Annotated in this window: 22 protein-coding genes; 20 read left to right on the top strand and 2 right to left on the bottom strand. The window is 42.4% G+C overall.

The window, feature by feature from the left end:
• Positions 1-3 precede the first annotated feature (3 nt).
• The 11 genes from J3U14_RS08290 to J3U14_RS08240 all read left to right on the top strand — a co-directional run bounded on the left by J3U14_RS08290 (position 4) and on the right by J3U14_RS08240 (position 16,105).
• The gene (locus tag J3U14_RS08290; protein ID WP_416380169.1) at positions 4-732 is read left to right on the top strand and encodes a TIGR03759 family integrating conjugative element protein; all 729 of its coding nucleotides are present in this window, start codon (positions 4-6) and stop codon (positions 730-732) included.
• On the top strand, positions 717-1,262 hold the full coding sequence (locus J3U14_RS08285; protein ID WP_267352228.1) for a transglycosylase SLT domain-containing protein: 546 nt from the start codon (positions 717-719) through the stop codon (positions 1,260-1,262). The genes J3U14_RS08290 and J3U14_RS08285 overlap by 16 nt, the downstream gene beginning before the upstream one ends.
• Before the next feature lie 14 nt (positions 1,263-1,276).
• Positions 1,277-1,804 carry an integrating conjugative element protein gene (locus J3U14_RS08280; RefSeq protein ID WP_267352227.1) on the top strand — a complete coding sequence of 176 codons (528 nt, stop codon included), beginning with the start codon at positions 1,277-1,279 and terminating at the stop codon, positions 1,802-1,804.
• A 28-nt stretch (positions 1,805-1,832) separates the two neighbouring features.
• On the top strand, positions 1,833-3,971 hold the full coding sequence (gene traD / locus J3U14_RS08275; protein WP_267352226.1) for a type IV conjugative transfer system coupling protein TraD: 2,139 nt from the start codon (positions 1,833-1,835) through the stop codon (positions 3,969-3,971).
• Positions 3,964-4,704 carry a TIGR03747 family integrating conjugative element membrane protein gene (locus J3U14_RS08270; RefSeq protein ID WP_267352225.1) on the top strand — a complete coding sequence of 247 codons (741 nt, stop codon included), beginning with the start codon at positions 3,964-3,966 and terminating at the stop codon, positions 4,702-4,704. Before traD ends, J3U14_RS08270 begins: the two co-directional genes overlap by 8 nt.
• 177 nt (positions 4,705-4,881) lie before the next feature.
• Positions 4,882-7,122, top strand: a complete 2,241-nt coding sequence (locus tag J3U14_RS08265; RefSeq protein WP_267352224.1) for a type VI secretion system Vgr family protein — start codon at positions 4,882-4,884, stop codon at positions 7,120-7,122.
• Positions 7,122-7,910, top strand: a complete 789-nt coding sequence (locus tag J3U14_RS08260) for a DUF4123 domain-containing protein (RefSeq protein WP_267352223.1) — start codon at positions 7,122-7,124, stop codon at positions 7,908-7,910. The genes J3U14_RS08265 and J3U14_RS08260 overlap by 1 nt, the downstream gene beginning before the upstream one ends.
• Before the next feature lie 44 nt (positions 7,911-7,954).
• Positions 7,955-13,093 carry a peptidoglycan DD-metalloendopeptidase family protein gene (locus J3U14_RS08255; protein WP_267352222.1) on the top strand — a complete coding sequence of 1,713 codons (5,139 nt, stop codon included), beginning with the start codon at positions 7,955-7,957 and terminating at the stop codon, positions 13,091-13,093.
• Complete coding sequence (locus tag J3U14_RS08250) at positions 13,083-14,096, top strand: hypothetical protein (protein ID WP_267369621.1); 1,014 nt, start codon at positions 13,083-13,085, stop codon at positions 14,094-14,096. The genes J3U14_RS08255 and J3U14_RS08250 overlap by 11 nt, the downstream gene beginning before the upstream one ends.
• Positions 14,077-15,102, top strand: a complete 1,026-nt coding sequence (locus J3U14_RS08245; protein WP_267369620.1) for a hypothetical protein — start codon at positions 14,077-14,079, stop codon at positions 15,100-15,102. The genes J3U14_RS08250 and J3U14_RS08245 overlap by 20 nt, the downstream gene beginning before the upstream one ends.
• A gap of 157 nt (positions 15,103-15,259) precedes the next feature.
• Positions 15,260-16,105: a hypothetical protein gene (locus tag J3U14_RS08240; RefSeq protein WP_267369619.1), complete on the top strand. Its 846-nt coding sequence runs from the start codon at positions 15,260-15,262 to the stop codon at positions 16,103-16,105.
• A gap of 37 nt (positions 16,106-16,142) precedes the next feature.
• Here J3U14_RS08240 and J3U14_RS08235 read toward each other — a convergent pair whose 3' ends face one another.
• Entirely contained in the window at positions 16,143-17,021 is an 879-nt protein-coding gene (locus J3U14_RS08235; protein WP_267352078.1) for a hypothetical protein, read from the bottom strand.
• A gap of 89 nt (positions 17,022-17,110) precedes the next feature.
• The gene (locus J3U14_RS08230) at positions 17,111-17,407 is read right to left on the bottom strand and encodes an HU family DNA-binding protein (protein WP_267352079.1); all 297 of its coding nucleotides are present in this window, start codon (positions 17,405-17,407) and stop codon (positions 17,111-17,113) included.
• Between the two features lie 235 nt (positions 17,408-17,642).
• Between J3U14_RS08230 and J3U14_RS08225 the strand changes: the two genes are divergently transcribed.
• The 9 genes from J3U14_RS08225 to J3U14_RS08185 all read left to right on the top strand — a co-directional run bounded on the left by J3U14_RS08225 (position 17,643) and on the right by J3U14_RS08185 (position 25,337).
• A complete protein-coding gene (locus tag J3U14_RS08225) occupies positions 17,643-17,966 on the top strand; it encodes an RAQPRD family integrative conjugative element protein (RefSeq protein ID WP_267352080.1) in 324 nt (107 codons plus the stop codon).
• On the top strand, positions 17,963-18,202 hold the full coding sequence (locus tag J3U14_RS08220) for a TIGR03758 family integrating conjugative element protein (protein WP_267352082.1): 240 nt from the start codon (positions 17,963-17,965) through the stop codon (positions 18,200-18,202). Before J3U14_RS08225 ends, J3U14_RS08220 begins: the two co-directional genes overlap by 4 nt.
• A gap of 62 nt (positions 18,203-18,264) precedes the next feature.
• Positions 18,265-18,585, top strand: a complete 321-nt coding sequence (locus J3U14_RS08215; RefSeq protein ID WP_416380164.1) for a TIGR03745 family integrating conjugative element membrane protein — start codon at positions 18,265-18,267, stop codon at positions 18,583-18,585.
• A gap of 9 nt (positions 18,586-18,594) precedes the next feature.
• Positions 18,595-19,065 (top strand): TIGR03750 family conjugal transfer protein, encoded by a 471-nt coding sequence (locus J3U14_RS08210; protein ID WP_267352085.1) that lies wholly within the window; start codon positions 18,595-18,597, stop codon positions 19,063-19,065.
• Positions 19,062-19,730, top strand: coding sequence for a PFL_4703 family integrating conjugative element protein (locus J3U14_RS08205; RefSeq protein WP_267352086.1), 669 nt, complete (start codon positions 19,062-19,064; stop codon positions 19,728-19,730). The genes J3U14_RS08210 and J3U14_RS08205 overlap by 4 nt, the downstream gene beginning before the upstream one ends.
• A complete protein-coding gene (locus J3U14_RS08200; protein WP_267352088.1) occupies positions 19,727-20,635 on the top strand; it encodes a TIGR03749 family integrating conjugative element protein in 909 nt (302 codons plus the stop codon). The genes J3U14_RS08205 and J3U14_RS08200 overlap by 4 nt, the downstream gene beginning before the upstream one ends.
• Positions 20,625-22,022, top strand: coding sequence for a TIGR03752 family integrating conjugative element protein (locus J3U14_RS08195; RefSeq protein WP_267352110.1), 1,398 nt, complete (start codon positions 20,625-20,627; stop codon positions 22,020-22,022). The genes J3U14_RS08200 and J3U14_RS08195 overlap by 11 nt, the downstream gene beginning before the upstream one ends.
• Positions 22,003-22,452, top strand: coding sequence for a TIGR03751 family conjugal transfer lipoprotein (locus J3U14_RS08190; protein ID WP_267352089.1), 450 nt, complete (start codon positions 22,003-22,005; stop codon positions 22,450-22,452). Before J3U14_RS08195 ends, J3U14_RS08190 begins: the two co-directional genes overlap by 20 nt.
• The gene (locus J3U14_RS08185; RefSeq protein ID WP_324169820.1) at positions 22,452-25,337 is read left to right on the top strand and encodes a conjugative transfer ATPase; all 2,886 of its coding nucleotides are present in this window, start codon (positions 22,452-22,454) and stop codon (positions 25,335-25,337) included. Before J3U14_RS08190 ends, J3U14_RS08185 begins: the two co-directional genes overlap by 1 nt.
• The last annotated feature ends 230 nt before the right edge of the window (positions 25,338-25,567 follow it).

The raw sequence follows: 25,567 nt of genomic DNA, 5'->3' as shown, positions 1-25,567 counted from the left end.
ACCATGAACTTTTTTAAATATACGTGTTTATTTGTCTTTGGAGTAGGTTTTATTACGGCCTCACAAGCCGCCATTTCAGTTGAGCAAGCGCAGGAAATTAATACCAAGAATCAAATGAGTGAAATCGCGCAAACGATCCAAGCTAAAGAATGGGGGTTGTCCGATGAAGAATGGCAGCGTTATCAGACGTTAATGGATGGGCAACTGGGTATCTATTCGCCTAATATCGATCCGTTGACTGCGCTGGGTATTTCAGCAAGAAGTGAACAAGAGCGACGACATTATGCAGAACTGCAAGTTATGGCAGAATCAGCGCGCATTAATCGAGAACTTGCATATCAGCGTGCTTACGATGAAGCCTTTAAACGTCTGTACCCTGATTTATTGCCGGTGAACTTTAATCAAACTTTAGCCTACAGTCCGATCATCAATACCAACCACACTCAAAACAACCGATTGGCGGTGTTTGTAGAAGATAATTGTACTCATTGCGAACAGAAAGTGCAGGAACTACTGGTACAAGGTGTAGCATTTGACCTCTATATGGTCGGTAGTGGTGACGATGATACCGTAATCCGTCGTTGGGCAAACAAGATAAAGATAGAGCCAAAAAAAGTTTTTTCTCGTGAAATTACGTTAAACCACGATGCGGGGCGTTTCCAATTATTGCAAATAGGTGGTTCTTTACCGGCGGTGCTCAAAGAGGTTGATGGTCAGTGGCAGCGTCAGTAATTAAATCCGTTATCCTGTTTTATTATTTATGCATTGCGGTGGGGTATTGCGTGGCAGAAGTACCGCCACCCGCTTATATTCTTGCCGCTAATAACGCTAATGTTCCACCAGAAATACTTTACGCGGTTGCGCTCACGGAAAGTGGCACTAAAATCGCTAATGGTGAACTGCGCCCGTGGCCGTGGATACTCAATATTAAAGGCAAAGGCTATCTGTTTAAGAACCAAAACGAGGCTTGCGATACCTTGAGGCAAGCATTAACCACAACCTCATCGAAACGGATTGATGTGGGGGTTGCGCAAATCAATATCGGCTACCACGGGCACTATGTTACTAGCCCGTGCGAATTGCTAGAGCCTTACACCAATTTACGTATTGCAGCCATGCTTTTACAACAACATTACCAACAAAGTAATGATAATCAAAATTGGTTAATTGTGGCGGGTAAATACCATGCACCGAATAATCCTGCCAATGCAGCACGTTATCGCAGTAAAGTTAAAAAGCACCTTATTAACCAATCACGATAACCAAGGATTAACTGATGCCGACTTCATTCAAAACATTCATATTATTGATAAGTGTATTCATTTTTTTTAATGCGAGTGCGCAAGCCAAACTGGTTATTATTGCAGATAGAGGCGGGGAGCAGGCACAACCTTATTATGATGAATTGGGATTATCCTCACTCTCAGTAGATGAGACAATTGATAATAAAAATACCCCTGTATTGACTCCAGTGACAGTAGCGCAAATGCTACCTGTGATTTCAACCAAGCTGACACCGGGTCAAGTGGCAACAAGACCTATTAAAGCACAAGGATTAACGCCTTTTTTTATCATTGGTAGTGATTCGCTATCAAAAAAATGGTTACTTGCACGTAAAAATGAACTGATTAATTTGGGCGCTAAAGGACTGGTGGTCAATGTACAAACTAGCGATGAGTTAGAAGCGTTACAGGCCCTAGTCCCTGAGCTGCTGTTACAACCGACCTATGGGGATGATATTGCAGAGCGTCTTAATTTAGCACACTACCCCGTACTCATTACCTCTGAAATCATCACACAGTAGCAAATCGTAACAAAGGATAAGTATCACTATGTCAGCCGATAGTGCCAATGAAGTATTACTCAGACCCGCCGTAGAGCTTTATAGCGTTGCTATATCCGTTGCGAGTGCGATGCTGTGCCTTTTTGCGCCGTGGGCCATTGCGCTCTCATGGCAAATTGGACTGGTGACAGCGAGTGGTTTTTTATTATTTGGTGCAGTAAGGTTACGTGATGCGTATGTGGTTCTTCGTTATCGCCGTCATATTCGCCGGCTACCGCGTTATGAAATCACCTCAAGCGAAATCCCCGTTAGTCATCACCGACTATTTTTAGGGCGTGGTTTTAAATGGCAACAAAAACACACCCATCGTTTAATGCAAACTTATCGCCCTCAATTTCGTCGCTTTGTAGAGCAGCCTTATGCGTACCAACTAGCCCGAAGACTGGAAGAAAAACTCGAATTTGCGCCGAATTATCTGCATTGGCTAATTCGTATTACGGCGCTAGATAGCCCCTTCAATCCCGTTAGACCTTTGCCGCCTGTGGGTGGAATGCCAAGATTACACGGCATTGAACCGATTGAAACCGATGTGTCTTTACCCTTAACTGAGCGTGTAGGACACACATTGGTACTCGGCACCACCCGTGTCGGAAAAACAAGGCTAGCAGAACTACTCGTGACTCAAGATATCCGCCGTGGCGAGGTGTGTATTTTTTTTGATCCCAAGGGCGATGCGGATATGCTGATTCGCATGTATATCGAAGCCAAACGCGCCGGACGAGAAGAGGCATTTTATGTTTTTCATCTTGGATGGCCGGATATATCCGCACGTTATAATGCGGTAGGTCGGTTTGGGCGGATTAGTGAAGTCGCTTCACGTATTGCAGGACAACTATCTAGCGAAGGGAACAGTGCTGCATTTAAAGAATTCGCTTGGCGATTTGTTAATATTATCGCAAGGGCATTAGTTGAACTTGGGCATCGTCCGGATTATCTACTGATTCAGCGGCATGTGATTAATATTGACCAATTGTTTATTGAATATGCACAATACTTTTTTGCCAAAACTGAGCCTAAAGCATGGGAAGCGATTGTTCAAATTGAATCAAAACTCAATGACAAAAATATTCCACGTAATATGCAAGGACGTGAAAAAAGAGTGGTGGCACTGGAACAATACCTCTCGATTAGTCCTAACTACGACCCGATTCTTGACGGTTTGCGCTCTGCCGTTCGCTACGATAAAACCTACTTTGATAAAATCGTTGCTTCACTGTTACCTCTGCTTGAAAAGCTCACCACCGGAAAAATAGCGCAGTTACTTGCTCCCAATTACAGCGACCTTACCGACAGTCGCCCTATCATCGATTGGATGCAAATTATTCGGCAACGTGCAATTGTGTATGTTGGACTCGATGCGTTATCTGATACCGAAGTAGCCGCCGCAGTCGGCAATTCCATGTTTGCCGATTTAGTCTCTGTTGCTGGACATATCTATAAATTTGGTGTGGATGAAGGTTTACCTATTACTACTCAAGGAAAAATCCCGATTAATGTTCATGCGGACGAATTTAATGAACTGATGGGCGATGAATTTTTACCGATGATTAATAAGGGCGGCGGTGCTGGTTTGCAAATTACGGCTTATACCCAAACAGCTAGCGATATTGAAGCCAAGATTGGTAATAAAGCAAAAGCAGGACAAGTCATTGGTAATTTTAATAACCTGATTATGCTCAGAGTGCGTGAAACAGCAACCGCAGAGCTTCTAACAAATCAATTACCAAAGGTCGAAGTCTATACCAGTACCATTATCAGCGGTGCAACCGATACCTCAGACCCCCAGGGCACATCAGCATTCACCTCGAATACCACTGACCGTTTAACCGCAACCAGCGTACCCATGCTAGAGCCGGCACATATTGTTGGACTTCCGAAAGGACAAGCGTTTGCATTACTAGAAGGCGGTAATCTTTATAAAATACGAATGCCACTGCCCAAAAAAGACCCAAAAGAAGAAATCCCCAAAAATATCGAAACACTCGCGCAGTATATGCGTCAGCATTATACGGAATCTGGGCAGTGGTGGACAGCGAGTGCAGTCCCTGCTCACCAAGCTCTACCTGATGAGTTAACGGCAGGGGAGAGCAAAGAACAATCTATTAACGCCGAGGTCAAGGATGAGTAACACCCAACAAGAACAAAGTACGGGTAAACCCAAAACACTTATTGGAAAACTGTTAAGTTTACCTTTCACTATTTTTGGTATTTTGTGTGGTTCATTGCTCTTATCAATTATCATTGAATGTTTAGGCGTTTTTCTATTTTGGCAAGGCCAAGGTTGGCATCATGCTGAAATAATGTTTCTGAGCGAAATAGATAATTTCTCCAGTACGTTTACCCAAAGTTTGATGGTGAATAATCCCATGCAACAGCTTAATGACTTATTATCGGTTTGCTATGACTGGCTATTTATCAAAACAGGGTTAGTTGATCAGCTTAATACCATTATTACACCTAAAGCAACTGATAGTACCGCAAAACTAAGTGTGAGAGCTTATACCGACATGGTTGTAACACAGCTGCACACTTATTTATTGGCAGCAGCTTATACGACCTTAACTTTTATAGTGCGGGTAATGATATTAATACTCAGTATGCCGCTCATATTACTAGTGGTCTTAGTGGGTTTTATTGATGGTTTAGTGAAGCGAGATTTACGACGTTTTGTGGCTGGACATGAGTCAGGCTTTATTTATCACCGAGCCCGTGGTTTTATCAAGCTAAGCATTGCGCTTCCTTGGGTTATCTATTTAACGCTTCCTCTTAGTATTGCACCGCTTTGGATTATGCTGCCTTGTGCGTTATTAGCTGGCATTGTGATGAATATTACCGTGGCAAGTTTTAAAAAATATCTGTAAATAAGCGAATTATTTGTTAGTGTAAATGCTATTAAATTAGAAATATTCATAAACCCTTTATTATAAAATAATACTACTAAATATTCTATTACCTCTATGTCTAATTGTAAAAGCTTAAAATTAAACTAATATCCAATCAATGTGATAAATTATGAAACATAATAAAAGGAGTTTGGCATGTTCGCATCCGCCAATAGCACACACTATTCATTGGACGTTGAGGGCGTGGATAGTTCAAAGTTACAGGTGTTGTCATTTGACGGAATTGAAGGACTCGATGCAGAATATGCCTTTGAAATTACCCTTGTCCATGAACGAGTGCGTTTTGATATCACGCAGTTACTCTCTAAACCGGCTTTTTTATCCTTTACTTCTGGCAAGCAAGAAGGGATTCACGGTATTATCCACGAAGTTCAACGTGGCGCAATAGGTGAGCATTATGCGCAGTTTAAGGTTGTTTTAGCACCGCGGTTTAGTCATTTATACAAGCGGATGAATCAACGCCGTTGGGTTGATAAAACGTCACTGGAAATTATCACTGATGTGCTTTCTGACCATGCGATGGTGCGTGATGAGCAAAATGGCTTTGCGTTTAAGTTAAAAGATGAATCATTGTATCAACCCCGTGAGTTTTGTGTGCAGTACGATGAAACCGATGCGGATTTTATTCATCGGTTGTGTGAAGAGGATGGCTGGGCGATGTCTTATCGTTTTAGTCAAAATAGCCATCAATTGGTGTTTTCTGATGCACAGCCGTTTTTCCCCTCTTTAGATAAAGCGCTTGAGTATAAAAGTGACACGGGGTTTGTGGCGGATTATCCCGTATTAAAGCGTTTTGATGTGTTGTTACAGGCCGCGACAAAGACTGCGAGTTTTCGTAATTATAATTTTACTAACATGAAAATTCCTGAAGGCAGTGCCGAGGGGATGTTAAGCGAAAAAGCCAACAACGCCCAAGAACCCCTACTCGAATCCTACAATTACCCCAATCCCCATTCTAATATTGCCCAAGCAAAACACTATGCTGAAAATGAGATTCAGCGCTTACGAGCCCGACAAGTCTTAGCCGAAGGTGATTCTGATATTCCCCGCTTACATGCGGGGTATTTTTTTGAGGTAGAAGGTTTTCCAGCGCTTGACTCAATGGACAGCAGTCAGCCATGGTTATTGAATCAGGTGCGACATCAGGCCAGACAACCGCAGGTGTTAGAGGCCTTTGGTGGTTCGAGCTCTGCAGATACTTCGCAATCGGCGCGTACTCATCAAAAAATTGAAAAATATTTTCGTCATCCGATTGCCGAAGAGCTGGAGTTTCCGTTTGACGCTTTTACCCAAGGGTATCGTAATTGTTTTATTGCGACCCCGCGAGAGGCGGTTTATCGTCCTGCACGGTTACATCCTAAACCGCAAGTGTTGGGTAGTCAGACGGCGATTGTAGTGGGAAAAGCCGGTGAGGAAATCTATTGCGATGAATACGGTCGTGTAAAGCTTCAATTTATGTGGGATAGAGAGGGAAATTTCGACGAACACAGCTCAAATTGGGTTAGGGTAGCATCCAATTGGGCCCATGATGGTTATGGTGCCGTTGTTATTCCACGGGTGGGCATGGAAGTTAAGGTGGATTTTTTAGAGGGAGATCCGGAAGCGCCGTTAGTGACGGGGGCGTTGCACAATGGGGTTAATAAAGTGCCTTATGATCTACCGGCTAATAAAACGCGCAGTGTGTTTAAAACCAGTAGTAGTAAAGGTGGAATCGGTTCTAATGAACTGCGCATTGAAGATAAGGCGGGTCAGGAACAAATCTTTGTCCAAGCAGAGCGTGACTATGACCAATTAACCAAAAATAACCATACGGTTCAGGTCAATAATAACTCGCACTTACAAGTGAATAACGAGCACTCAGAAACCATTAAAGCTAATCGTTATACCCATAACAAAAGTGAAGAGCACCATCTGACAGACCAAAATCGTATGACGCAAATCATGATGAATGACCATAAAACCGTGGGTATGTCAGAGCATACCTCTGTAGGCACCGTCCAAACCATCCAAGCCGGGCAAGAAGTGCATTTGAAGGCGGGAATGAATATTGTGATTGATGGTGGTCTTAGCTTGACACTAAAAGCGGGAGGACAGCATATTGTGCTTAATCCTGGTGGGATTTGGATGACGATGCCTGTATGGACGGGTGGAGTTCCGATGGAAGGTACACCTGCCATGCCACTGCCACCAATTAATATGGCAAAAAGCATAGCAGCCACCCAATCGCCACCAGTGGTTCTACACCAAATGGCTAAGGCTGAACAAGAACACACCCCTGTTGTTGCGCTTTGCCCCAAAAAACAAGGCAGAAGTCCGATGGAGTGCCCACTTTCTGATTGCCCGTGTCGTAAAAAACTGCTTGAAGGTAACGCCTAATGAACTACTTACTGGCCACCCCTCAAAAAGAAATTATCACCAAAGCTTACAGTGGAAAATTCACTCAGCCTCAAATACACTATCTGTTTGACCATACCGACACCCCCTCACTAAAAGAAGTGGGTCCTGTATTACTAAGCGACACCTCAGTCGATATAACTTTACTTAAAGAAATCCTTGAAGAAAACTCAGGACTACTTATTACCAGTACACATTCACAACAAGACATCTTAGCCCAGCTTCGGCATAATCTATTTGTTTACTTCAAACCTGACCAAATCGGTATCTTTCGCTATTATGATCTTTACATTGCTAGCTATTTTTTCCCAAGCTTAAATGAACAAGAAACCGCCGATTGGCTAGGGCCAATTGAGACCATTGAATGGTTTAATACCGACTGGCGAAACAAAGTTAATCAACCCGACCAATGGCAACGCCACACCAACCCACATGCTAAGCACTGGCAGCCTAATCCCGAAAAACTAAAAACTAAGCCAATCTTTACGCAAAACCAAATACTGGCACTGCAGGATATGCAAGAAGAGAAATTTGCTTATTACTGGCAACAAGACATCAGCAAAAATCTCACTCAAATTGATATAGATAAAACTATCTATTGGGTTAAACAAGGGATCAGTACTGGCTTTACCAGTGAAAACTCACTTAACCAATATTTAACATTAAGAGCACAGTATCCGAGTGTCACACTCCCTGATACATGGCCAAGTGAGCAGGCTCAAGAGAAAATACTATACTTACAGAACTACCTACAAACGGCAACAAACTAAAAACAAAGGTAAGGAAAACGTAACAGTTTAAAAGGAATACGAAGATGGCAGAGTTCTATCATACACATATCATGAAACAGCCAAAAATCTCATGTGCTTACAGAGAGAGACTGCAAAAAGAAAAAACAGGAGAACCTTACGATCACCAAGGTATTGACCTTCCATTATCCAAAGGAACGCCCATTTTAGCCGCAGCAGACGGAAAAGTAACTAAAGTGTATGAAGAGCTAAATGGCTATGGTCACTATGTTGTACTAGAACACAAAGACAAAAAGCAACAAACTGTTTATACCCTCTATGCCCAAATGATGAACAAAAGTCCATTGAATGTGGGGCAACAAATTACCAAAAATAGCATCGTGGGCTATGTTGGTAATACAGGTAATGCCACAGGCTATCACGTACATTTTGAGATCAGGCTTGGCAACTATACTGAAAAGCAAACAACAAACCCTGCTATTTATGATTTATCCCAGCTAAATAGCATCCAAGTAAAAACTCAAGCAAATACTAGCTCGACTCAAAATACTAATACGGGTACAAAATCAACCAACAAAAATGATAAAACGAATAATACAGGGGATAAACCTGCAATTGATCCAATCTGTACTCCCAATGCCTGTACAGAAGAAGAATTTATTGTCCAAATTATCGGTAAAGATCATCCAGAAGGGCAGCGTGTGATCCTTATCGATGGCAATAACAACTTATTAGCCTACAATTCAGAAGAAAAAATAAACTCATCCAGTTATAGCTTATTAAGTACACTCAAAAAATGGGATTGGGAAAAGATAGAATCCAAAAAAGACAACTTAAAAGCCTATTTAGAAATAGATACCGCTGCCGGCAAACCGATTCGATTACTGTTATCAGATCAGATTAAAAAAACACAAAAAGAACTTGATAAACAGCACAACCAAATAACCCCTATTATTCCATTAACACCGCTCTACAGCAGCAACTATATAAGTAGCCCTGGTGACTTTGAAAAAGAACCTTATGAGCCTGTACACGTACGAGAGGGTTGGTTCTATATTTTTAAAAATAATAAACTCTGGCGTGAAATAAACATCAATAAAGATGATACGGGGTATCTCTATCGTGATGTCATACTAGAAAACTATCGTAAAAATGGCAAATACACAGAAGATAAACGAAAAGCCGAAGGTGTTGGTCTACAAGAAATATGGATACAAACTTGTTGGAATAAAGCCGATATAACCGATAATAGTTTTTTCTACTCAGAGGTACAACTTTCAAAAGAGCGTCTTAACTACCTCGAAACCAACAATGAACGAGGTAAACATATTAGCATACAGGCTACTGCGAATAACTTTAGCCGTTTAGAGCGCGATTTAAATATAAATATAAGGCATGGGCAAGTAACTCTTCTGGCAGCAATTGCTTTAAAAACTGATACAACGACAACCATGTTTAACATGGTTTTAGAAAATAGGCGAAAACTCCCTAATCACGCTTTTCCTTTAAGTATTGCCAGTCCACAACGTTATCGCTCAGATACGTATGAACTTATTTTTGATCACCCTCACGAATACTTATTAGACTTGACAGGCCAATACCCCAAACGATGTTTAAGGGATGGGCGAGTATATGTCTTACGTTATACCAAAAACAAACATGTTTGGCCAAAGGTCTCTGATAAAGAGTCAGATCCTGAAATAAAAAGTATACTATCGAGATTATACAAAACATCTAAAGCCCGTCGACCACGTTCTCAGGTAGCACTAGGTATAGCGTTCGAAGAAACATTAGTACCTAAAAGAAATGAGGCAGCAAAAAAAGCCAATCCTAAAATGGATATAGCATCACTGCAAGCTAAGGCAGAAGCAAACTTAAAAGAGCTAATACAAATCTGCAATAATAGTGGTGCAGCACAAGATATTTTACAAGATGCACGTGGACGAAAAATTGTTGGAGTGATGGTAGAAGACCCGCTTTACCGTATGCGACAATTACAATGCCAACTCAATGCGGCGCAAAATACCATCAACCTCGCCGCAGAGCTCGCCAGTTACCAAACCCATCATGGCAGTGCAGTACTGGTAGAAAATATTATTATGCCAGCTACTATTAATGGCAGTGCTAATGGTTTAAGCCAATCTTTTGAAGCAGTATCCGATCGCGTAGATAAAGAAGCGATTAGTTACGCCACCGCTGCTGGAATTAGAGAACAAGCGAAACAAGCCTATAATTTTGCTTTAGTGCATTTTTTAAGAGAATATAAAAAAGAAACCAACCATGCGGTATTGGCTGACTTATGCAGTCTCAATGGATTTGATTATGCTGGAGCATTGTATTTTATCTCAAAACTGGCAACAACCTTGACTATCAAAGCATCCGATCCATTAAGTATCGCTTTAAAGCAAGGTAGGTACGACAGCTCTGCTATCAATTTACTGCTCAATACACTGGATAACGAAAAACACAGGTTAGGCACCTTTATTTGGAAAAGAACTGCGCAGTCTGACGACCTCACAAAACCCTATACAGACCAACCCCTTGAAGAAAATAAAGGGGATGGCCTATGTCGCCCTACTGAGTTAATCAGATTACAAAGCTTAGAAGATACTAAAGTGATGGCCGATACCCAGTTTCTAGAAAGCAAACTCCTTGCCGATTGGTCGACCAAAGAAAGCTCCACGCGCACCGGTGCAAAAGCGGTCGGTGCAGCAGTACTTGAAATCTACAGTAAAATAGTAGAATCAGTTGCCGCAGCCCAAACCGCTTACCACCAAAGCCGAATAGCCGTAGCTGAGGCATCAGGTGCTTTAACAACGAACCGCCAAGCACAATCTCAAAACCATAAACAGATAGATGAGAACCAACGAGGTCAACAAACCAATACAAACCAACAAGCGGATATTGAAAATCGCCAAGCACAAACTGAGGCGGATATAGAGCATACTCAACAGCAACGTCCAACCTTAGAAAATGACAGAGCTCAATATGGCGAGATCAGCGAAGGCGCAAGGCAGGGGGCAGAAGAAGCTCGGGTAGAAGCAAACCAAAGAATATACGAAGCTAGAAACACAGCCAGAACAGCCAGACAAACAGCAGCCACTACCCGCGCCGGTATGCTCGGTGAAGCAAGACAAGCCATTATGGATCTTTATGAAAGAGCCGGTGGTCAACTGCGCCAAGTACACCCAGATTTTTATCCGCTCATTTTAGAGCGTACAGGGCGTGTTAATATCACCGATTACTTCGTACTGCTCTGGGATAACCTAGATGAGCTAAGACCACAACTACTGCGTAACATCAACGGACGGCTCACTGCACCCGATGGCACAACCTTGGCCGTCACCAATCTACAAGAAGCACGAACCAATGGTTTTACACCCGCTAAAAGTGGCCAGCGGCTCTGGATGATTCCACGCAATGCCAACACAGAAAACCTAATCATCAACTATTTTGTCACGGAGGAGGCCGCCGCCCATGCGCAACGAGCCGCTAATGACGTAGTAACCGAAGGGTTACGCCAAATCAATGCATGGCACCTGCTTGCCCAAGAAGCTGATAATGAAATCGCCAATATCAATCGTAGTTTAAGTGATCTAAACGAGCGCGAAGCTTATTTGCAATCAGAACGTGCGCGTTATGAACAGCTACACAGACAAAACCAGATCGATGCAGAAACCTTACAAAAAAATTACCAACAGTTAGAAACTGAACGTGCAGCACTGAATGCTGAACGTACACAGCTAGAAGCTAATCACCAAACTCAACTCCAAGCCAGAGATAATGCTCGTCAACAACTCGGTGCCAGTAATCGACTCTCATCCCGTACCGCCGTAATCCCTGCCTTGGTTCTTGCATTAGAAACCTATAATTTATTTACGGAAACTAGTAATTACTCCTCTACTAAAGATCAAAAAGGTACCATACGCTCAAGGGTGATTTTGGGTACAGCCATGTTAGATTTTGCTATAGCTGCGGATGCTTTGGCTGAACGGATTCGTAATGCCCAGGCGGGTAGAGTATTGGCTTATTATGCGACCAGTTCCGAGTATTTAGCCACCAAGTTAGGCGCAGAATCGATCATTATGAAATTATTGCCGTCACTGACTATTAGATTAAGTGCTCAAGTAATTTCATCAGGTGTCTTTGCGGTGTTAAGCTTATTGGATTTTTACGATGCAGGCCGCGCCGGTAACCCCGCAGCGTGGGGGTATTTACTGATTGCCGCTGGCTCTACCGTGTCCTTGGTCAGTGGCGTCATGGCCGCGATGGCCGCAGGCGGTGCTGAAGCCTCTGCTACTTTCTTAGGGTTAGGCCCTGCAGGTTGGGTGGCTTTACTGTTAATTATCGCCGGTGCTACGTGGGTTGTTTATTTTAACCCTAACGATATTCAATTATGGTTAATCAATGGGCCTTTTGGCTTACCTGCAACTGGCACTATCGATAAAATGGGCGAATGGTTTAAAAGCGATACCGCTTATGATTATCTAAAAGACGTACAACAAGCCTATTATTTTTTACTCAGCTTACTTTCTAATGGCAAAGTGGTGGTCAAACCCAATGAGCTACAGCAACAAGCTAAAGATAAAATTGCACTGTTGAATAGTCAAGGCAATACAGTAGAACAAGGGCTACAAAATATCGCAGATGCCAACGTGCAAGTAGAAGTTAGTAGTGGCTTTGCGGGGCTCGTGGTTGAGCAGGACTTGCATCAAGAAATACGTGCTAAATTTACTCAAATAGATTACCAGACAAGGCTTGATCCCTATGTTGGTAGCATTAAGAGCGATCCAAAAATAACAGTCGTAGCTGACAATTTAAGTTTTTTAGCACGAGAAATGACTATTACCGGCACCACATATTATTATAAAATAGACAAATTAAGCAATGAAATGCTTTCAGGTAATATCTATAAAACGGATCGAAGAAAATATGCGTTACCCGTGAGGGTTCAACTGGCGATGAACACGGTGTCTCAGACTGAAACAAAGGGTACTACAAATACAGAAAATAAAACGAGTGTTGAAAGTGCAGATAAAAATAAACAACCCGAGATAACGCAGTACCAATGGTTTTTCCCTGCACCGACGTTAGCGGCGGAAAGAAAACCACAACCAACCAACAAAGAGCCTAAGTTTATTATCGGCGAAGATGAGGACTATTGGATGAGAGACCCTGTACAGGAGGACACGAGTGTCAACTAACTATTATGCACCAACGGCCTATACGCCGGATAAGATCCCTGATCAACCGGCAGAACCGAATAAATCGTGGTTGCGAAGTTTTGGTAAAATTCGCCTGCCGTGGGGCAATACCTCGCAAGCGGTGCCCATTAGTAAACTCAGTAAGTTTCAGGTGAAAAACTTACGGTATATGGAAGCGAACTACAGTGCAACGCAACGGACGCATCTGAAAAAAAAGATCAACGATCTAGGGGCAGAGTTCAATCATGAGTGTTACCGTATGCCCCATGTTACTATGCGTTTGACTTTGATTGGTTTTTTAATGTCGGGGGGAAAAGTTCTTTTTATGATATCCTCTATTATATTTACAGTTATCTATTTCATAGAAATTATCGGTTCTCTCAATTATGTTAAGGATACATATAATTATTTCGTGGATATGTATCTTTTCTATTTAGTTCCTTTTCTAATTTGGAAGTTAAGCGAATTTATATTCAAACATTATCAAGGATTTTTCTTTGCTAAAAATCTAGGACCTCAGTATGAATTTAATCGCCGTACAGGACTCGTCACCCTGTATGACAGAAAAACCAAACAAGCCTCGCAGCATCCATTTTACGAGTTTGATGCCTATTTAAATAGCTTTGTGTCCAAACAAGGCATTATGCAATACCAACTTTACATTGTGCACCGCTACAGCCCTAAAAAACTGATGAGCATGTACCCCTTGCAAGGTCCTAGCTATAACATTGAACCTCATGGTGCAGTGTGGGATTTTCTGCAAAATTACATGGATATTAGTCAGCCCTTACCCGATATCCCCGAGCTGGAAGAGTACCGAAGCCTAGACCCCGTGACCGCCGAACACGACAAACGCACTGGCCGTCCAGCGGACTATTGGCTAAACGTAGTAGATGAAGAGATCCTGAAACAAAAAATTGATGAAAATGGTCGAATCATCTTTGAACTTCACCTAGAACGTCGCCCAGACATCATGTTGCAACATGTTAACTACCAATCCTAGCTCACCTTATTATGGGAAAGAGGCCTATACGCCCAAGACAATCCCAGACCAACCACCCGAGCCGAATAAATCGTGGTTGCGTAGTTTTGGTAAAATCCGCCTGCCGTGGGGCAATACATCACAAGCGGTACCCGTTGAGATGTTGACTAAGTTTCAAGTAAAAAATTTACGTTATATCAAAACAAATCACTCTAAACAGAAGCAGCAAAAAATGAGAAAAGAAGCTGATGATTTAGGTGCTTGTTTTAATCATGAATGTTACCGTATGCCGCATGTAACTTGGCGTTTAACATTAATAGGCTTTTTAATGACGGGAGGTAAGGGAGCATCTATTATACTTACTCCTATTATGACTTTAGCCTCAATAGCTGGATATTTTTTATCAAATGGTAAGGTGGAGTTTATTGAAGTATTTAAAGTTTGGTGTTGGTGGGTATTTACTCCTTTAATTATCTGGCAAGTATCAGAATTTGCTTTCAAGCATTGCAAAAGATTTTTCTTTGCTAAAAGCTTAGGTCCTCAGTATGAGTTTAATCGCCGCACTGGGCTTGTCACCCTGTACGACAGAAAAACCAAACAAGCCTCGCAGCACCGGTTTTACGAGTTTGATGCCTATTTAAATAGCTTTGTGTCCAAACAAGGCATTATGCAATACCAACTTTACATTGTGCACCGCTACAGCCCTAAAAAACTGATGAGCATGTACCCCTTACAAGGTCCTAGCTATAACATTGAACCTCATGGTGCAGTGTGGGATTTTTTGCAAAACTACATGGATATTAGTCAACCCTTACCCGATATCCCCGAGCTGGAAGAGTACCGAAGCCTAGACCCCGTGACCGCCGAGCACGACAAGCGCACAGGCCGTCCAGCGGACTATTGGCTAAACGTAGTAGATGAAGAGACCCTGAAACAAAAAATTGATGAAAATGGTCGAATCATCTTTGAACTTCACCTAGAACGTCGCCCAGACATCATGTTGCAACATGTTAACTACCAATCCTAGCTCACCTTATTATGGGAAAGAGGCCTATACGCCCAAGACAATCCCAGACCAACCACCCGAGCCAAATAAATCGTGGTTGCGTAGTTTTGGTAAAATCCGCCTGCCATGGGGCAATACCTCGCAAGCGGTGCCTATTAGTAAACTCAGTAAGTTTCAGGTGAAAAACTTACGGTATATGGAAGCGAACTACAGTGCAACGCAACGGACGCATCTGAAAAAAAAGATCAACGATCTAGGGGCAGAGTTCAATCATGAGTGTTACCGTATGCCCCATGTTACTATGCGTTTGACTTTGATTGGTTTTTTTATGTCCCTTAGTAAAATAACCACTTTTCTATTTGTACCTTTATCAACAATAATTTGTTTGTTTATGTATTTCACTATTAATAAAGTTACATTTGAAGAAGCTTTTTTTTCATGGTGCTGGATAAGCTTAACCCCTTTTTTTTTATGGAAATTCAGTGAATTTATATTTAAACATTGCAAAGGATTTTTCTTTGCTAAAAGCTTAGGCCCTCAGTATGAGTTTAATCGCCGTACAGGACTTGTCACCCTGTACGACAGAAAAACCAAACAAGCCTCGCAGCATCCATTTTACGAGTTTGATGCCTATTTAAATAGCTTTGTGTCCAAGCAAGGCATTATGCAATACCAACTTTACATTGTGCACCGCTACAGCCCTAAAAAACTGATGAGCATGTACCCCTTACAGGGCCCTAGCTATAACATCGAACCTCATGGTGCGGTGTGGGATTTTCTACAAAACTACATGGATATTAGTCAGCCCTTACCCGATATCCCCGAGCTGGAAGAGTACCGAAGCCTAGACCCCGTGACCGCCGAACACGACAAACGCACTGGCCGTCCAGCGGACTATTGGCTAAACGTAGTAGATGAAGAGACCTTGAAACAAAAAATTGATGAAAATGGTCGAATCATCTTTGAACTTCACCTAGAACGTCGCCCAGACATTATGTTGCAACATGTTAACTACCAATCTTGATGTAAATGACAGAAGGAAAGCATTGAGTAACACTGAGCTAATGCAACACTCTGTTACCATTCCTTTGAGGTTTGAGGACAGAAATTAACTGATCAAATAAAGGTGTTTTTTTAACCAACGCCTTAAACCCATAAGAACTGGGCTTGGTGATGAGATCCACTAACCCTAAATACGACAAATAACGCTCAAAATTCCTAAAGCAATAACAGTATTTAGCCCTATCCTCGGCAGAAACATAAGGATCAGGGATATTGTGTTTACCCAATAATCCTGGAAAAGCCTTAAAATACTTGTCAGCGTAAAACTCAAGCGTTTGTTGGGTATTACCATACTTCGCCAACAAAACTAAAGTAAATCCGAGCCCCATTCTGCCAATATCGCTATTATCAAAGCCATCAAAGTATCCCCAATTAAACTTATTGGCTAATACATCCAACAGACCATGTACTAATGCGGGTTTATTACCAAGCAACCGCTTACCCTGTTGGGTTAGTGACAGCTTATTATTACGTTCTTTGCTTAAATGAAAGCCACTTAATAGCACCCTGGCTAAATGCACCGCAATTGTATCTTGCTCTTTAATTACATTTTTCGGACTTATTTCAACCGTGGGCTCAGGAGGCCCCAAAACATATAGCGCTTTGACCCATTTGGGCGGTAAGTTACCAGCTTTGGTTAATGCGAGTGTTTGCTGCTCATCCAAAATAGACATCAACAAACACACTTGATTAAGTAGTGGTATTGCTTCGTAAGCTCTATCGGATAACACATTAATTTTGACAGGGGAGAGAGGATCTTTTAAAAAATCAAACAAAGATCCCATCTCCTCGGGAGAATAACCCTCAAAATCTTCATCGGGTACACGATTAAACTGCTCAATAAGCACCTTCATCCATTCATCTTCTGGGTCTACCATCATTTATCCTTAAATAAAAATGTTCTCCGACAGTCGGCTTCTTATTTAGTAACGATTAGCTAACATATAGTAGGCTAAAAAGACAATTATTACTTCTTCTTAGCCTTTTTTGGTGCATCAACCGCTTCTTTTAACCCTTTGCCTGCTTTAAATACCGGCGCTTTTTTAGCTGGAATGGTCATCGGCTTGCCCGTTTGTAAGTTACGTGCTTGACGTTCAGCGCGCTGACGTACCTCAAAACTACCAAAGCCAACTAATGCGACTGGTTCATCTTTTTGTAATGTTTCAGTAACTGTTTCTAACAATGCATTAAGCACTTTTCCTGCTTCTACTTGAGTAATATCTGCCTTAGTGGCAATGGCTTGAATGAGTTCAGATTTATTCATGGTTCTCTCTTTGATTAATTTAATAACATCTATAGCGAATAGATTCGAATCAGTTATTATAATCATGCACAATCAATATGAATAGCTTTAATACCTCATTACTCACTATTTTGCATGTACAGTGTTTAGCTTGTGATTCATTTCGAAATCTGCAATACCTATTTTGTATTTAATCACGTAATTTATTCTTCTTCATCGCATCATAACGACGTTTTTCAACAACGAGAAATGTCATATGGTACTCAAAAAAACATCTCAACAATTTATTTTATGGCTAGTGCTAGGTCTTGCCAGTGGCGTTTGTACAGCGAGTAATCATCTAGAGCAAACCGAACTTGATGATATTACAAGGCAATTAACGATTATTGAATATCGTATTAACGTGCAAGCAAGTAAACCTATCACCGAACGCCAACGTTATTATTTTGATTATCAACGATTAAAGCACGACATCAGTACGATAAAGCAAGGCATTAATCGCTATCAAAACCCTATTCGAGCACAACCGCGTGATCCTATCATTTTAACGGGTGACTATCAGACAGAGGATAAACCATGAGTTTATCGAGTAATCAAAGCGATGCATTCAGTATTAACAGTGGGTTTACTGCCGATCAGCTCAGTTACCTGATTCTCGGTTTTTTCTTTGCCGTACTCATTTTATGGGGTGTATGGGCAATCAAGACTGCCTATGCCGGATGGGTCACTAAACAACTTAGTCACAAAGAGTTTGTGATGGTGGTTGTTCGTTTTGGGGTCATCTACTGCGTTTTAACTTTTCTCCTTCTGTCTTAATTTATTTCAATTGTTTAAGAGGACTTTATATGCTTAACAAATTATCCCGTTATTTCGTCACCATGATTAATGTATGTTCATTGACGATTATCTCTTTCACTTCACAAGCAGCCGGTTTACCGCAGATGGAAGATCCGTCAAGAGGTCGCGGTAATGGTATTTGGCAAACCATTCAGAACTATGCCTATGATGCCGTGATGCTCGTTGCTCTGCTGGTTATCTCCTGCATGTTTATCGGGGTGTGTTATCACGCCTATGTCGTTTATGCCGAAATTCAACAAAACAAAAAGACCTGGGGACAATTTGGTTTAACCGTTGCGGTGGGTGCTATTTTGCTGGTGATTGGTATTTGGTTATTAACCGAAGGTACAGGTATTTTATAAGGATTGTCTATGCGTGATGAAGAATACTTATTGGAAGATGGTACGGTCAATTTCTTACCCAATCGTCTTAATCGTCAACCCGTCATTGTACGAGGTTTAACAGCGGATGAATTGTGGCTAACCGTAGCTATCACTGGCTTATTAGGGCTTGGACTAGGAATTGTGGTGGCCTTGTTGACCGGGCAAATCGGGATGGCACCGACCACCGTCTTAGTCAGTATTGCCGCTGGAGTATTTATTGGCGGCAGTCTTTTAAGGCGTAAAAAACGGGGGCGTCCTGACACTTGGCTATACCGTCAAATGCAATGGCAACTAAAACAACAGATGCCAATGCTCGGAAAACTTACTGGCGGTCAAACATTGATTACACTGACCAGTAGTTGGGAAGTTAAACGAGAGCAATTAGCAAGGCAAGATCCTAAACGTCGCCCTCGTGATCCTGGCAACAATAAAAAAAGAGAGGAGCGACCTAAACGATGAGTCGTTTTAAAAATGAAATAAAGCACCTAACAGCCCATGTGACAACATTGAGAATTGTTGTGTTAACGATGTTTATTCTCACCTTATTTATGGGCTTTGGTTGGTTGCGCTCCCCAAAATCACTCACCATTCATGTACCGCCTGATTTACGCTCTGGGAGTACAAGGCTTTGGTGGGATGTACCGCCTGAGTCGGTTTATAGTTTTGGATTTTATATTTTCCAACATCTTAATCGCTGGCCGACTGACGGTGAAGTGGATTATCAGCGTAACATTCACAGCTTATCTGCCTATTTCACCCCAAGTTGCCAAACCTATTTACAAGCGGACTACCGCATCCGCCGTGATAATGGTGAGCTGCGTAAACGGGTACGCGGTATTTATGAAATCCCCGGCCGTGGTTATGCCGATGATCCGACTAAACGTGTGCAACAACTCAGTAATGATGAATGGTTAGTTACCTTTGATATCGCCGCTGATGAATATTTTGGTTCAGAGCAAGTGAAACGTGCGTTAGTCCGTTACCCCGTGCGCGTTATCAAAATGGATGTTGACCCTGAAAAAAATCCGTTTGGTTTAATGCTTGATTGTTACGATACCACGCCACAGCGAATAGAAGTGTTACCCAATGAAAAAGCCAATAATGCATTAGGAAACAAGCCATGATAAATCATCTAAATAAAATCAGAACGATGTTATCGATAATTGCTCTACTGAGTATGACACCTTTTGCAACGTGGGCGGTTGAGTTAATGAAATGGGATCGAATGCCTATTGCCGTACCGTTACTTGTTGGGCAAGAGCGCGTGATTTTTGTTGATAGTAATGTGCGTGTTGGCGTGCCATCATCATTAGAAGGCAAACTGCGTGTACAATCCACGGGTGGCACCCTTTATTTACTTGCCAGTGAACCGATAGCGCCGACTCGCTTACAACTGCAAGATGCTGAAACGGGTGCATTAATGTTGATGGACATTGTAGCGACAAAGCCTGATCAATCAGAGGTGAGCTTAGAACCCGTACAAATTATAGAGGGCGATCACACACCGATACGTTATGGCAAAAATAGTCATCAAGTTGATAAAGACAGTGAACAAAATAGCGCAACGAAAGCCAAGTCAGTACCAGAAACGCCCATTCCTATTGTGCTTACTCGATATGCATCGCAAAACCTTTATGCACCTCTTCGCACCGTTGAACCCGTTCGAGGTGTGAGTCGAGTTAATATCAATTCAAAACTTAACCTGGCCAGTTTATTACCCACTCAAGCGATTAAATCGAATGTGCTTGCAGCGTGGAAGCTCGATAATTACGTGGTCAGTGCGGTTAAGTTAACTAACACCTGTAACGAATTAATTGAACTTGATCCAAGGTTATTACAAGGTGACTTTATCGCGGCCACTTTCCAGCATCAGACACTTGGTCCCAAAGGACAAGCAACTGATACCACCGTTGTCTATTTAGTCACCTATCAAAAAGGCTTAGCCAACGCACTATTGCCAACAATTAGCCGTTTTGATGCGATGCAAGGTATTTATTACAGTGAACAAGGAGTGGATGATGAAAAGTAATGCGTTACTAAAATGGCTGGTTATTCCAGTGCTCTTTATTGTGATATTTATTGTGGCGAAAACGCTAACGAGCAATAAAGAAACCGAAAGTAACACTGACATTGCGCCACGTTTGACGGCTGAAGAAATGAAGGCCTTGGGCATTGAAGGCGATACACCAAGGGATACACTGGCAACACTGGTCGGTCAAGTTAAACAATTACGTCAAGAACTGCAAGACACAAGGCTAAATTACCAAGATCAAAAAGTGGAGAATGAGCGCTTACGTGCCCGTGAAAGCAATATTGACCAAAAAATTAATTCAGTATTTAACAGTGAAAAAGAACGTTTACGTCAAGAACAACAACGAAATGCAAAAGAACAGCAGCAAACAAGTAAGCTGCTTGGCGAGTTACAAAATCGTATAAGTAGTCTAGGGAATAAACCATCCGTTGATCTTCCTATTGGTTTAGGACTAGAAACAGCACAAACTGTTCCTGAAACCGTGATTTGGGTTGAACCCTCGGACGTTAAACCGACGCCAGACCTACGTAATCAAAATGCAGGAAACCCCTTTGCCACCAGTTTTAACCGTAGCAATAGTGAAGATAAAAGCCTGTTTGCCGGACAAAAAATTAGGCATGAAAACTATGCCGAAAAAAACGATAGCTTAACGCCAGTTTACACCATCCCCGCCAATTCAACTCTCATGGGTTCGGTTGCCATGACTGCCTTAATTGGCCGAGTGCCGGTCGATGGTACAGTCAATGACCCGTATCCCTTCAAGGTATTAGTCGGCCCCGATAACTTAACCGCTAACGGCATTGATTTACCCGATGTCGTCGGCGCGGTGTTATCAGGTAGCGCATCAGGGGATTGGACACTCTCGTGTGTACGAGGACAAATTACGTCCATGACTTTTGTCTTCAACGACGGCACTATCCGCACCGTTCCCAAACCTGCCACAGGTGAATCCACGCAAAATAAAAACAACCGTAACGCCACCGCTGGAGGTTTAGGCTGGATTTCAGACCCTTATGGCATTCCGTGCGTTTCAGGCGAGCGTAAAAGCAATGCGGCTGAGTATATTGGTAATCAATCACTGATTACTGCTGCAGGTGCAGGCGTAGCTTATTTATTACGTGATTCCGACAATAACACCTATTCCAATGGCGGTGATGTCACGACTAGCACTGATGCGGTGGGGCAAATTTTACAAGGTGGCGTGAAAGATATTTCTACCTGGATGAACAAACTTTACGGTGAAGCCTTTGCGGCGGTTTATGTGAAACCCGGCGCAAAGGTCGCTGTACACTTAGACCAAGAACTGGCGATTGACTTTGATGAACAAGGTCGTCGTGTTGATTATAAAAACAACGGAGGGACACATGCCTTATCGCTCGACTAATAATATAAAACTGATTTTAATACTTTCATTCACATTGGTGTTATCGGCGTGTTCAACCAGTAAAGATGAACTATTACCCCATGATAGCACCACCATGCTTGATGTATGGAATCAAGGTACAGGGGGTAGTGTTTCTGTGTCTGGCAATCAAACCGCTCAGCAATTAATAGACGCACGGTTTCAACTACGAAGACCATTAACCGAGTCAGAGCTTGCTTTACAAGTCAGTTTTCAAACTAACTATACACGGCAAGCCCATACCGAAATTACTCATCAATTTAAACGACTGCCTAATCCAGATTTAGTGATGTATGTATTTCCCCACCTAGCCGGAAGCGATCCGGTGCCCGTGCCCGGTTACAGCACAGTATTTCCGCTTTATCAACGTGTACAGTATGCCATGCCTGGTGAACGAGTGGAGCCGTATTAATGTTAAAAAAATTAATTCATTTGCTGCCAAACAAAACCAAGCCAACACAGCCATTGGATTCATTCATCGAAGAGCTAGAACAAGTACAGAAACAAGAGAGTTGGCAAACGTATTGTGAACGGTTAAAAGACGCTAAGCTGTCGATACCTAAAGCTAAAGCCAATAAAGAAAAAGATGCCACATTGGCCGATGAAGAGGCATTGTATCAACGTGGACCTTCTTTTATTGATTTACTGCCTTATGCTGAATTTCAAACCGATTCAAAAACCATGCTACTCGATGACGGACAATCGGTTGTCGCATTTTATGAAGTGATGCCCATTGGTACTGAAGGGCGTGAAGCGAATTGGCTACAAAAAGTGCGTGATAGTTTAGAAAATGCTCTGCAAGATAGTTTTGATGAAGAAGAAAAAAATCCGTGGGTGATTCAGTTTTATGCTCAAGATGAAATCTCATGGGATAGCTACCTCGATCATCTAAACCACTACCGACAACCACGAACCCATGACAGTGAGTTTAGTGAAGCTTACCTTTCCTTATTTGAAAAACACCTCTATGCGATTGCTAAACCGGGCGGTTTATTTACTGATAATACCGTCACTAAACTGCCTTGGCGTGGGCAAAATCGGCGTATTCGGCTAGTCATTTATCGACGTGTACAAGGTATGGCTTCACGCCGTGACAATTCACCCGAACAAGCTTTAAATACCGTGTGTGACCGTTTAGTGGGTGGACTCAGTAATGCAGGGATTAAAGTAAAACGTCTCGGTGCGCAAGAAATTCATGATTGGTTACTGCGTTGGTTTAATCCTTATCCTGATATGCTCGGTAATGAGGCCAAAGACCGCGATTACTTTTATAAACTGGTGGGTTATCCACCTGAAGTGGAAGGTGGTGAATTAGAACTTGCCAGTGGGGTCGATTTTAGCGAACGGCTGTTTTTCAACAAACCACGTTCAGACGTTACTAAGGGCTTATGGTACTTTGATAACTGTCCTCATCGGGTACTGGTGTTGGATAAACTGCGTTCTCCGCCGAGTGTGGGGCATATCACCGGCGAAACAAAAAAAGGCGGTGATGCCATCAATGCACTGTTTGACCAAATGCCAGAAGACACTTTGCTGTGTATCACGATGGTGATTACGCCCCAAGACATTTTGGAATCCCATCTTAATTACTTAGCCAAAAAATCGGTAGGTGAAACCCTTGCGTCCGAACAAACCCGTGATGATGTGGATGATGCCCGTAAACTCATTGGGAGTTCTCATAAACTTTATCGTGCATCGGTTGCATTTTATTTACGGGGTCAAACAGAACACATACTGCAAGAACGAGAACTCGCACTGTGTAATGTCATGCTAGGGGCAGGACTGCAACCTATTCGCGAAGAAGATGAAGTCGCCCCACTCAATAGCTATTTACGTTGGCTGCCTTGTGTCTATAACCCAGCTAAAGATAAAAAACAGTGGTATACCCAACTGATGTTTGCTCAGCATGTGGCAAATTTAGCGCCTGTGTGGGGGAGAAGTCAAGGTACAGGGCATCCTGGTATCACCTTTTTTAATCGTGGTGGTGGAACGGTGACGTTTGATCCGCTCAATAAACTCGACCGTCAAATGAATGCTCATCTATTTTTGTTTGGGCCAACAGGATCAGGAAAATCTGCCACACTCAATAATATTTTAAGTCAAATCACAGCTATCTACCGACCACGGTTATTTATTGTGGAAGCGGGTAACTCCTTTGGTTTATTTGCTGACTTAGCCAAACGTCAAGGACTGACTGTCAATAAAGTACGACTGGCACCGGGGTCAGGTGTTAGCCTTGCCCCCTTTGTCGATGCGAGGCGCTTAGTGCAAACCCCGTATGAAGTTGAAACACTTGATGTCGATCAACTTGATGAAGATAGTCCACTCAATGGGCAAACTGAAAAAAACACAGAAGATGAACAGCGAGACGTACTCGGTGAGCTTGAAATCACGGCACGGATGATGATTACCGGAGGTGAAGAAAAAGAAGAAGCACGCATGACACGGGCTGATCGCAGCATGATAAGGCAATGTATTGTCGATGCGGCTGAGCAATGCGAAAAACATGATCGTATGGTACTCACTCAGGATATTCGTGATGCATTAAGGAAACGTGCGCAAATCGGACAACTCCCGGAAGCCAGAGCAAATCGCTTACTTGAAATGGCGGATGCGATGGACATGTTTTGTCAAGGAATGGATGGCGATATGTTTAATAAACCGGGAACACCTTGGCCAGAAACCGATATTACCATTGTGGATCTCGCCACCTTTGCGCGAGAAGGTTATAACGCACAGCTTTCCATTGCTTATATCTCACTGATTAATACCGTTAATAATATTGCAGAGCGTGATCAGTTCTTAGGACGCCCCATTATCTTTGTCACTGATGAAGGTCATATTATTACCAAAAATCCACTGCTTTCACCTTATGTAGTCAAAATCACCAAGATGTGGCGAAAGCTTGGTGCTTGGTATTGGCTTGCGACGCAAAACGTAGATGATTTACCGAAAGCGGCTGAGCCAATGCTTAATATGATTGAATGGTGGATTTGTCTCAATATGCCGCCCGATGAAGTGGAAAAAATCGCTCGTTTTCGTGAACTCAATGATGCCCAAAAAGCCTTGATGTTATCCGCCCGAAAAGAATCCGGTAAATATACCGAAGGCGTTATTTTATCAAAATCAATGGAAGTGCTCTTTAGAGCAGTGCCACCGAGTCTTTATCTAGCGCTGGCCATGACAGAGCCAGAAGAGAAGAACGAACGTTATCAACTGATGCAAAAGCACGGTATCAGTGAACTTGATGCCGCTATCCTAGTGGCCCAAATGATGGATAAAAAACGCGGGATCTAATTTGGATAAACTCTTTATTCATCATTTTTTGCTCCTAAACTAACCAAGAATGGCAAGCACCGGTTCGGTGCATCCTGCTTGTTCACTGAGCATTATCAGTGAAACCCAAACTGGCGACATTCTGTGAGTCAGTGTCATTGCAAGACAATGATTGAGTGCGGAATTATAAAACAACATTACTTACTCGCAGGCTTTTTAACGCGAGTGTACTGAATTTTTATTAAAAAATA

Source organism: Gilliamella sp. B3801 (assembly GCF_026536645.1).
GTDB classification, from domain to species: domain Bacteria; phylum Pseudomonadota; class Gammaproteobacteria; order Enterobacterales; family Orbaceae; genus Gilliamella; species Gilliamella apicola_I.
Note: the sequence above shows the minus strand (reverse complement) of the source record. Positions and strands in the feature narration are given on the sequence as shown.

What these genes read in the sequence shown, in the direction of transcription:
- J3U14_RS08290 (WP_416380169.1), top strand. Translation starts at nt 4, where the DNA reads ATGAACTTTTTTAAATATACGTGTTTATTTGTCTTTGGAGTAGGTTTT.
- J3U14_RS08280 (WP_267352227.1), top strand. Translation starts at nt 1,277, where the DNA reads ATGCCGACTTCATTCAAAACATTCATATTATTGATAAGTGTATTCATT.
- traD (WP_267352226.1), top strand. Translation starts at nt 1,833, where the DNA reads ATGTCAGCCGATAGTGCCAATGAAGTATTACTCAGACCCGCCGTAGAG.
- J3U14_RS08270 (WP_267352225.1), top strand. Translation starts at nt 3,964, where the DNA reads ATGAGTAACACCCAACAAGAACAAAGTACGGGTAAACCCAAAACACTT.
- J3U14_RS08265 (WP_267352224.1), top strand. Translation starts at nt 4,882, where the DNA reads ATGTTCGCATCCGCCAATAGCACACACTATTCATTGGACGTTGAGGGC.
- J3U14_RS08260 (WP_267352223.1), top strand. Translation starts at nt 7,122, where the DNA reads ATGAACTACTTACTGGCCACCCCTCAAAAAGAAATTATCACCAAAGCT.
- J3U14_RS08255 (WP_267352222.1), top strand. Translation starts at nt 7,955, where the DNA reads ATGGCAGAGTTCTATCATACACATATCATGAAACAGCCAAAAATCTCA.
- J3U14_RS08245 (WP_267369620.1), top strand. Translation starts at nt 14,077, where the DNA reads ATGTTAACTACCAATCCTAGCTCACCTTATTATGGGAAAGAGGCCTAT.
- J3U14_RS08235 (WP_267352078.1), bottom strand. Translation starts at nt 17,021, where the DNA reads ATGGTAGACCCAGAAGATGAATGGATGAAGGTGCTTATTGAGCAGTTT.
- J3U14_RS08230 (WP_267352079.1), bottom strand. Translation starts at nt 17,407, where the DNA reads ATGAATAAATCTGAACTCATTCAAGCCATTGCCACTAAGGCAGATATT.
- J3U14_RS08225 (WP_267352080.1), top strand. Translation starts at nt 17,643, where the DNA reads ATGGTACTCAAAAAAACATCTCAACAATTTATTTTATGGCTAGTGCTA.
- J3U14_RS08220 (WP_267352082.1), top strand. Translation starts at nt 17,963, where the DNA reads ATGAGTTTATCGAGTAATCAAAGCGATGCATTCAGTATTAACAGTGGG.
- J3U14_RS08215 (WP_416380164.1), top strand. Translation starts at nt 18,265, where the DNA reads ATGATTAATGTATGTTCATTGACGATTATCTCTTTCACTTCACAAGCA.
- J3U14_RS08210 (WP_267352085.1), top strand. Translation starts at nt 18,595, where the DNA reads ATGCGTGATGAAGAATACTTATTGGAAGATGGTACGGTCAATTTCTTA.
- J3U14_RS08205 (WP_267352086.1), top strand. Translation starts at nt 19,062, where the DNA reads ATGAGTCGTTTTAAAAATGAAATAAAGCACCTAACAGCCCATGTGACA.
- J3U14_RS08200 (WP_267352088.1), top strand. Translation starts at nt 19,727, where the DNA reads ATGATAAATCATCTAAATAAAATCAGAACGATGTTATCGATAATTGCT.
- J3U14_RS08195 (WP_267352110.1), top strand. Translation starts at nt 20,625, where the DNA reads ATGAAAAGTAATGCGTTACTAAAATGGCTGGTTATTCCAGTGCTCTTT.
- J3U14_RS08190 (WP_267352089.1), top strand. Translation starts at nt 22,003, where the DNA reads ATGCCTTATCGCTCGACTAATAATATAAAACTGATTTTAATACTTTCA.
- J3U14_RS08185 (WP_324169820.1), top strand. Translation starts at nt 22,452, where the DNA reads ATGTTAAAAAAATTAATTCATTTGCTGCCAAACAAAACCAAGCCAACA.